Source organism: Azospirillum sp. TSO22-1 (assembly GCF_003116015.1).
In the GTDB taxonomy this organism is placed as follows: Bacteria; Pseudomonadota; Alphaproteobacteria; order Azospirillales; family Azospirillaceae; genus Azospirillum.
The window spans coordinates 1-8707 of record NZ_LGQZ01000198.1 but is presented as its reverse complement, the minus strand read 5'-3'; the positions used below and the strand labels follow the sequence as shown (position 1 = coordinate 8707).

6 protein-coding genes are annotated in these 8707 nt (G+C 70.7%); 3 read left to right on the top strand and 3 right to left on the bottom strand.

All coding sequences use genetic code 11. From position 1 onward, the window contains the following. Positions 1 to 113 precede the first annotated feature (113 nt). Positions 114 to 2855 (bottom strand): sugar-binding domain-containing protein, encoded by a 2742-nt coding sequence (locus TSO221_RS33445; RefSeq protein WP_109122785.1) that lies wholly within the window; start codon positions 2853 to 2855, stop codon positions 114 to 116. Between the two features lie 358 nt (positions 2856 to 3213). Here TSO221_RS33445 and TSO221_RS33440 point away from each other — a divergent pair, with 358 nt between their 5' ends. The 3 genes from TSO221_RS33440 to TSO221_RS33430 all read left to right on the top strand — a co-directional run bounded on the left by TSO221_RS33440 (position 3214) and on the right by TSO221_RS33430 (position 6871). Further along, positions 3214 to 5379, top strand: a complete 2166-nt coding sequence (locus TSO221_RS33440; protein WP_199229739.1) for a family 1 glycosylhydrolase — start codon at positions 3214 to 3216, stop codon at positions 5377 to 5379. 148 nt (positions 5380 to 5527) lie between these two features. Further along, positions 5528 to 6544, top strand: a complete 1017-nt coding sequence (locus tag TSO221_RS33435; protein WP_146208991.1) for an ABC transporter ATP-binding protein — start codon at positions 5528 to 5530, stop codon at positions 6542 to 6544. 123 nt (positions 6545 to 6667) lie between these two features. Beyond that, on the top strand, positions 6668 to 6871 hold the full coding sequence (locus TSO221_RS33430; RefSeq protein WP_109122782.1) for a hypothetical protein: 204 nt from the start codon (positions 6668 to 6670) through the stop codon (positions 6869 to 6871). Positions 6872 to 6911: 40 nt separating this feature from the next. Here the strand turns inward: TSO221_RS33430 and galK are convergent, their stop codons facing one another. Continuing rightward, positions 6912 to 7973 carry a galactokinase gene (galK, locus tag TSO221_RS33425; RefSeq protein ID WP_109122781.1) on the bottom strand — a complete coding sequence of 354 codons (1062 nt, stop codon included), beginning with the start codon at positions 7971 to 7973 and terminating at the stop codon, positions 6912 to 6914. Further along, positions 7970 to 8707 (bottom strand): galactose-1-phosphate uridylyltransferase (locus TSO221_RS33420; RefSeq protein WP_109122780.1); only part of this gene is annotated, 738 nt, incomplete at its 5' end. The genes TSO221_RS33420 and galK, both read right to left, overlap by 4 nt.

Here is an 8707-nt window from a genome sequence, read left to right as displayed (position 1 = left end):
GTCGCCCGCAAGTCGGGCGACCGCGCTCCGCCTACGATCGCCTTCGGCGCTCGTTGCCTATGGCACCGGCTCCACGCCCCCATCGGGGATGGGGGAGGGCTTATACGCTCCCCTTACTCCACGCCTTCGCGCGCCATCTCGGCGGCGACAGTTCGCCCCTTCAGCGCCAGCTCGACCAGGCCGTCCAGCAGCGTGGTCGCCGTCGGGTCCGCGCCCGGCGCGTCCTCCAGCAGGCGGAAGGTGGTGGCGACCATGCGGCCATGGCCGCAGTCGCGCTCGACGATCAGCGCCGCCGGCTTGTGCACCCAGCCGACCACCATGCCGGCGTGCACGCGGGCCTGGAAGTCCCAGGTGGTGCAGTTGGCGATGACGTGGTTGGGGATCACCCGGTCGAAGCTGTGGTCGATCAGGGGCCCGCCCGGCAGCCGGGCGAACGGCCCCTGACGCTTGACCCACGAGAAGGACGAGGCCCAGGCGCCCAGCCACATGGAGCCGTGCCGCGGCGTCACCCGGACGTTCTGGAAGTGCGGGAAGACCGGCTGCAGGTCCTGCGGCTCGTCGGCCAGCAGCACCAGACGCGCCCCGGCGCGCACCTCGGCGCAGCGGTCGTCGTCCAGGCGGCGGGCGACCACCACGTCGGCGGACAGGGCGTCGGACGCCGTGCCGTAGCCCAGCGCCGAGAAACGCTCGGTTAGGTCGGCGTCCGGCGTCCACACCGAGACCTTACCGGCCGAGGGGCCGTTGCGGCGCGGGTGGATGGCCAGTTCGACGTGGTTGGTGGCGAGCAGGTCGTTGCTGGTGTCGATCTCCAGCTCCAGGCGGACCATCTCCGGCGCATCGACGTGCGGGGCCTCGAACACCGCGTCCTTGCCGTGCCGCACGCCCGGAGTCAGGTCCATCGGCTCGGTTCCGCCGGCGCCGGTGGCGTCCAGGCTCCAGCGCAGCTCGGTGCCGCGGATGGTGTCGCCGCGGCCGTTGGCGGCGGCGAGGCCGACCTTGATCGTTTCACCCTCCCAGTAGGCTACGCGGTCCCACGTCGGCACCACCACCGTGTCGGCGTTGATGGTGTGGAAGACGTGGTGGAAGGCGCGCTCGTTGCGGCGCATGTCGAGCAGGCCGTTCGACTCCCAATGGCAGTCGGTGAACTCGGTGATGACGTAGCCGGCCAGCTCCGGACGGCGGCGCATCGCCTCGATCTCGTACTTCAGCGCGCGGAACTGCTGCCACTGGGCGGCTTCCACGAACTTCTCCATGGTACCGAACACGCGGTCCAGGCCGCAGGACCGGAAGCGCGTCTCGACGCCGTGGGCGTACATCACGCCCTCGCCCCAGTCGTGGCCGGTCTCGAACCACCAGGGCTCCCGGCCGTCCGGACCGCGCAGCTTCTTCGGGTCGGGCAGGCCCCAGTTGCCGAACTCCGAGCACATCAGCGGCTCCCCGCCGGTGCGCCGGGCGTCGCCGTGGTGGCTGTAGGTGGCCTCGCGCCGGCTTGCCATGCGGTCGACGAAGCCGTCCCAGGCTTCACGGTGGTCGGGCAGGGCGGCGTAGAAGTGATAGTCCTCGATGTCCGACTGGACGTGGAAGCTCGGCCACAGCGGCGAGTTGTCCACCACCAGACGGGTCGGGTCGAACGCCTTGAGCCAGCGGTAGGTCCGGTTGACCCAGTCGCGGTGCTCCTGGTTGTGCACCAGATCGGTGCCCCAGTTCTCGTTGATGATGGTCCAGCAGATGATGGAGGGGTGGTTGCCGTCGCGCTCGACGATCCCCTTCAGCGTCGCCTCCATGCGCTGGGCGCAGGGCTCGGTCAGGCGGCCGGGGTTGGGGATCTCGGTCCAGATCAGCAGCCCCATGCGGTCCGCGACCTCGTAGTAGCGCGGGTCCGGCACCTTGATGTGCAGGCGCAGGCAGTTGAGCCCCAGCTCCTTCGCCTTGCGGAACTGGTCCTCCAGGAACTCCGCCGAGGGGACCGTGCAGATGCCGTCCGGGTAATAGTCCTGGTCGAGGGCCGAGCGCAGCATGATCGGCTTGCCGTTCAGGCAGATGCGGCCGTCCCTGGTCTCGACGGTGCGGAAGCCGAAGGCGTCGGCGCGGCTGTCCACCGCCTCGCCGTCCTGGCGCAGCGTGGCGGTCAGGCGGTAGAGCGTCGGGCTCTCCGGCGACCACGCCTGCACGTAGGGCACGGTGACGGTGGTCTCGACGCGGTCCTGCCCGGCCGCGGCGGTAACCACCAGCTGGGCGCAGGGGCCGTCCGGCCCGGTCACCTCGATCTCGACGTCGTGGTCGCGGCGCAGCGGCTGGGCGAGCTGGATCGCCACCGTGACGGTGCCGTCCTTCAGCGCGGGGACGAGGCGCATCGCCGTGAGGTGGTCGGCGGCGCGGCGCTCCAGCGTCACCGACTGCCAGATGCCGGACAGCGGGCCGTACCAGCTCTGCTTGCCGAACGGCGTCTCGGCCATCGAGAACTCGGGGTAGGCGTCGGGATCGTCGGTCGGCGCGGTGACGGCCACGGCGATCTCGTTGCGGCCCGGGCGCAGGAAGCGGCCGACCGGAGCCTCGAACGGCAGGTAGCCGCCCTCGTGCGCCGTCACCTCAATGCCGTTGACCAGCACGCGGGCATGGTAGTTCACCGCGCCGAAGCGCACGAACACCGGGGCGCCGGCCCAGTCGGCGGGAATCTCCACGTTGCGGCGGTACCAAGCACGGCCCTGGCGCTCGCGCAGGTCGTCGAACTGCGCCTGCCAGGGGCCGGGCACGGTGGCGGTGCGCCACACGGCGACGTCCTCGAGGGCCACGTCCTCGTCGCCGAGATACTGGAAGTCCCAATCGCCATCGAGAGAGAGGGTGATGCGCTGCACGCTTCGCTCCGCTTTTCGTCGGTTCATCGTCGGTATGCTGGCGGCCCTCGGCGCGGAGGACCCCGGAGAAGGTGCGCGAAGTCTTTGCGGCGTATGGTTAATGAAAAATAACCAAATCAGGGCTGGTGGGGAGGCGCAAAGGGATAGGCGGCGGTGATCCGCGGCGTGCTTGTGCTTGCCGGGTTGTGACAAGAATGGGCAACGACTTGCGGTGTGACAAAGTCCGGCCGCGGCATTTCTTAACACATGGGTAACCATAACTGCGCGACACCGGACGTCCTTCATGGAGCCGGGAGGACGGGCCGTGCCGTCACGCGCAGAACGAAAGATCGAGCTTTGGGGCGGGGTGGAGTGCTCCGTGGTCCGCCTCCGCAACGGCTTTGTCGACCAGACGGTGCTGAGCGGCCACCAGGAGCGGCCGGGCGACATCGACTCCTTCGCCGGCCTCGGCATCACCGCGATCCGCTATCCGGTGCTGTGGGAGCGGGTGGAGCGCGACGGCTGGGCCTGGACCGACGAGCGGCTGGCGCGGCTGCGCGACCGGGGCGTCAATCCCATCGCCACGCTGCTGCACCACGGCAACGGCCCGCGCGGCACCGACCTGACGCAGCCGGATTTCCCCGAAAAGTTCGCCGCCTACGCCGCCCGCGTGGCCGGGCGCTACCCGTGGCTGGACCTCTACACGCCGATCAACGAGCCGCTGACCACCGCGCGCTTCTGCGGCCTGTACGGCCATTGGTTCCCGCACGCCCGCGACCACCGGGTGTTCCTGCGCATCCTGATCAACGAGGTGCAGGCGACCCGGCTGGCGATGAAGGCGATCCGCGCGGTCAATCCCGACGCCAAGCTGGTGCAGACCGAGGACCTCGGCAAGGCGCACTCCACGCCGCGCATGGCCCGGCAGGCAGAGCATGAGAACCACCGCCGCTGGCTGACCTTCGACCTGCTGGCCGGGCGCGTCACCCGCGAGCACCCGCTGTGGGACTATCTGGCGCCGTCGGGCATGCAGGACACGCTGGACGAACTGGCCGCCGACCCGTGCCCGCCGGACATCCTGGGCATCGACCACTACCTGACCAGCGAGCGCTTTCTGGACGAGCGCGTGCGCCGCTACCCCGGCGTCCGGCCGTCCGAGGAGGGCGGCGAGCGGCACGTCGATGTCGAGGCGATCCGCGTTCTCGCCGAAGGCGTCGAGGGGCTGGAGAGCCTGATCGAGGAGGCGTGGCACCGCTACCGCCTGCCGGTCGCCGCCACCGAGGTGCACAACGGCTCGTCGCGCGAGGAGCAGCTGCGCTGGTTCAAGGAAGCCTGGGACGGCGCGCACCGGCTGCGCGACCGTGGCGTCGATATTCGGGCGGTGACGGCGTGGGCGCTGCTCGGCTCCTACGACTGGAACAGCCTGCTGACCCGGCGCGACGGCTTCTACGAGAGCGGCGTGTTCGACGTGCGCGGGCCGGAGATCCGGCCGACGGCGCTCGCCCACCTGATCCGCGATCTGGCGGCGGGCGGGACGGCCGACCACCCGGCCTTCGATGGGCCGGGCTGGTGGCACCGCGAGGACCGCTTCCACCGGACCCCGGTGCGCGGCTGTCCGTATGTCGTCAGCCGCAACCGCTGGAGCCCGCCGGCGCACGCGCCGCGCCCGCTGCTGATCGCCGGCGGCGGTGGTACGCTGGCCGACGCGGTGGCGCGGCTGTGCGTGGTGCGCGGGCTGGAGTACCGCCTGCTGCCGCGCGCCGAACTGGACCTGACCGACGCCGGCAGCGTCCATGCGGCTCTGGCGCGGCATCGGCCGTGGGCGGTGGTGAACGCCGCCGGCCGCACGCGGGTGGACGAGGCCGAAGTGCGCGCCGAACGCGCGCGCCGCGACAACGTCCACGCCGCCGAGGTGCTGGCGCGCGCCTGCGCGGCGGCCGGTGTGCCGCTGCTGGGCTTCTCGACGCATCTGGTGTTCGACGGCGCCGCCGATCAACCCTACGCCGAGGGCGACGCGGCCCGGCCGCTGAGCGCCTACGGCCGCGGCAAGCTGGAGGCGGAACGGGCGGTGCTGGCGGTGCATCCGGATGCCCTGGTGGTGCGCGCCGGGGCGCTGTTCGGCCCCTGGGACGAGCGCAACGACGCCACCCGCGCCATCCGCGCCGTGGCGGGCGGGCGCTACTTCTCGGCGGCGTGCGACGTCACCGTGTCGCCGACCTACCTGCCGGATCTGGTGAACGTGGCGCTCGACCTGCTGATGGACCGCGAGCGGGGAGTCTGGCACCTCGCCAACACCGGTGCGGTCACCTGGGCCGAGTTCGCCCGCGCCGCCGTGCGCGGGGCGGGGCTCGATCCGGAGCGGGTGCTGGGCGTGCCGGCGGCCGACCTGGGGTGGATCGCCGAACGGCCGGCGTACAGCGCCCTGCGCTCGGAGCGCGGGGCGGGGCTGCCGTCGCTGGATCACGCGCTGCAACGGTACCTGGCGGAGCGCGAGGCCCTCATCCCTCTCCCGTCCCGGGAGAGGGTGGCCGCGGCAGCGGCCGGGTGAGGGTAAGTACCCCAAAATCGCCGCCGCAAAAGCATTCCCTCCCATTGCGCTTGGTAAAGCATTCGTGGGACATTTGCCGAAGTTCAGATTCACTTAATCCCCTGCGGCCAGTCTGTCACCAGACGCGTACACAGTTACAGGGGTTGTCATGCTGCCGATCGTCAGAAGGGTGTTGAGCCTGTTCCTGCCGTTCTGGAAGCCGCTCGCCGCGATCTCGGCACTCATCATGCTGCAGAAGGCCGGCGACTTGGTGGTACCACTGTTCGGCGGGCAAGTGATCGACGCCATGGCGCGCCATGAGCAGTTGCACGCCACCTACTACATGATCGCCACCGCCTTCCTGTTCTGGGTCTGCCACGGCAACATGCTGCCTTACGTGCTGGGCCGCGTCGATCTCAGCGGGTTCCAGTACGCCGGGCCGCGGCAGCTGGGCGTGAGCATGCTGAAGCGCGTGCTGAAGCAGCGCGTCGGCAAGAATGGCCGCGACACCGCCATGCAGCAGGCCATCATCGAGCGCGGCGAAGTGGTGCTGGTGCAGTTCGTCAACGCCTTCGTCCGCACCGCCGTCCCGCTGACCATCCCGGCGGTGGTGACGCTGGTGCTGCTGCTGTGGTGGTACCCGCTGATCGGCCTGATCGCCATCGCCGGCGGCGCGCTGGACATTCTGGCGACGGTGTACCTGAACACCGTGCTGCAGCCGCTCTACACCCGCCTGCAGGAACTCGACTACGAACGCCAGCGCTGGCACACGCACGTCTTCCGCAACCTGCTGGGGATCGTCGTCGAGGGCAAGCAGCGCCAGTCGGTGCAGGAGTACGACGAGCGCTTCGGCGCCTACGCCGGCTTCGGCGAGTACACCGGCAAGCGCTTCCTGGTCTTCAACTTCGGGCGCGGGCTGATCGTCAACGTCACCAACCTGTGCACCTGGGTGGTGGGCGCGTGGTACGTGGACGGCGGCGTCTACTCCCTGGGCTATTTCCTGGCGTCGCTGAGCTGGTCCACCTACGTGCTGAACTGCGTCGGCGCCGGCATCGAGCTGCAGAAGCAGTGGATGGAGACGATGCCCGCCATCCGCGCCTTCTTCGCGGAGATCGACGCCTGCGATCCGCCGGCCGACGCCCCGCCGGCGCCCGCTCCGGTCCTGGTGCCGCTGGCGGCGGAGTAGGGGGATCGAACGGGCTAGTCCCCCTCCTTCTGTGCCGTGTTCGCGGGCTGTGGCCTTAAGGAGCCATTAAGGGGTCGGGTCCAGGATACGATGCAGTATCCGTTAACCATAAGGACCGCCGAGATGCCCGCCAAGCCCGTGTGGACTAAGATCTCGCCGCGCCACTTCCGCGTCCAGAACGGCAGCCGCCGCGTGGACATCACCTACGAGGGCGCCGGCTTCCAGAGCGCGTGGAGCGTCTACGCCGGCGGCAAGCTGGTGACCCGCCACCCCGGCTTCCTCGACGCGCGTGGCCTCGCGCTGAAGCTGGCGACCGAGAACACCTGACCGTTCAGCGCGGCCTGATCGTTCAGCGCGGCCTGATCGTTCAGCGCGGATAGACCAGCCGCGCCGCGGGGTGTTCGGCGGCCACCGCCGGCCACCACGACGCCGGATCCTCCACCAGCGCGATGATGCAGCCGCCGAACCCGCCTCCGGTCAGCCTTGCGCCCAGCGCACCGTGCTTCAGGGCGGTCTCCACCAGCGCGTCGATCTCCGGCAGGGAGACGTTGTAGTCGTCGCGCTGCGAGGCGTGGCTCTCCACCATCAGCCGGCCGAACTCCACCGCGTCGCCCCGTTCCAAGGCCGCGACGCCGTCGAGCACCCGGCGGTTCTCCGTGACGACGTGCCGGGTGCGGCGGTTCAGCGGCTCCGGCAACGCCATGATGGCCGGCAGGTCGGCCACGTCCAGCTCCCTCAGGCTTTTCACCGTCAGCGCCGAAGCCGCCGCCTCGCATTCCGAGCGGCGCTGGCGGTAGCCGCCGTCGGTCAGCCGGTGCGCCACCCCAGAATGCACCACGGCCAGCGCGTGGTTGGCGGGAAGCGCCAGCAGCCGGTATTCCAGCGAGCGCGTGTCGAGGAACAGGGCCTGCCCCGGCGTCCCCAGCGAGCTGACCATCTGGTCCATGATCCCGCAGGGCATGCCGACATAGCCGGATTCCGCCCGCTGGCCGAGTTTCGCCACCTGCACGTCGTCGATCTCCAGGCCGAGCCACTCCCGCAGCGCACGCAGCGTCGCCACCTCCAGCGCCGCGGAGCTGGAGATGCCGGCGCCCATCGGCACGTCGCTGTCGATGGCGACGCGCACGCCTTCCACCGCCGCCCCCTCCTGCATCGCCACCCGAACGCAGCCCAGCACATAATCCAGCCAGTCGCCGGCCGGCGGCGCGTCGAGCGCACGGGTCTTCGTCTCGCCGAAGCGGGCGGCGTGCGCCTCGATCATGCCGGCCGGGCCGGGGCCGAGCGCCACCGTCGTGAGATAGGGCAGGGGAGTCGGCAGTACGAAGCCGTCGTTGTAGTCGGTGTGCTCGCCCAGCAGGTTGGCGCGGGCCGGTGCCCTGGCCACGGCGGCCGGGATGGCGGCGAAGAGTTCGGAGAACAGCGCGCTCATAAGGCGACCTCGCGCAGGCGGGCGGCCATCTGCTCGGGCAGGCCGTCCACCAGGAACATGCCTGCCCCCTGCTCGCACCCCGCCAGGTACTTCAGCCGGTCGGCGGTGCGCAGGAACGGGTAGATCTGGATGTGGAAGTGGAAGTGCGCCTCCTCCCCGCGCGGCGCGGCGTAGAGGATGCACAGGTAGGGCATCGGCTTGCCGTACAGGCCATCGAGGCGCGCCACCACCTCGCCCAGCACCGCGGCGAAGGCGGCCACGTCGGCGTCGTCGAAGGTCCACGGACCGGGGTGGAAGGCGCGCGGCATGATCCAGACCTCGGACGGGAAGCGCGCGCAGGGCGGCACGAAGGCCACCGCCCGGTCGTTGCCGGCGACGTCGTAGGCGTCGCCGACGCGCTCGCGCAGGTCGGCCAGCACGGGGCCTGCGCGGAACGCCTCGACCAGCGGCACCACCGCCGGCGGCACGAAGGGGAAGGCGTAGATCTGGCCGTGCGGGTGGTGCAGGGTGACGCCGATCTCCTCGCCGCGGTTCTCGAAGGGCATGATGAAGGCGACCTCGGGCATGGCCAGCAGGTCGCGGTAGCGGTCGGCCCACACCCGCACCAGCAGGTCGCGCCGCTCTGGCGACAGGCCGGCCACGGTGCCGCTGTGCGCCGCGCTGTAGACCACCACCTCGCACTGCCCCTTGGCGGGGGCGGTGGGGATGGGCAGCTCGGGCGGGGCGGGGGCGTC

What these genes read in the sequence shown, in the direction of transcription:
- TSO221_RS33435 (WP_146208991.1), top strand. Translation starts at nt 5,528, where the DNA reads ATGCTGCCGATCGTCAGAAGGGTGTTGAGCCTGTTCCTGCCGTTCTGG.
- TSO221_RS33430 (WP_109122782.1), top strand. Translation starts at nt 6,668, where the DNA reads ATGCCCGCCAAGCCCGTGTGGACTAAGATCTCGCCGCGCCACTTCCGC.
- galK (WP_109122781.1), bottom strand. Translation starts at nt 7,973, where the DNA reads ATGAGCGCGCTGTTCTCCGAACTCTTCGCCGCCATCCCGGCCGCCGTG.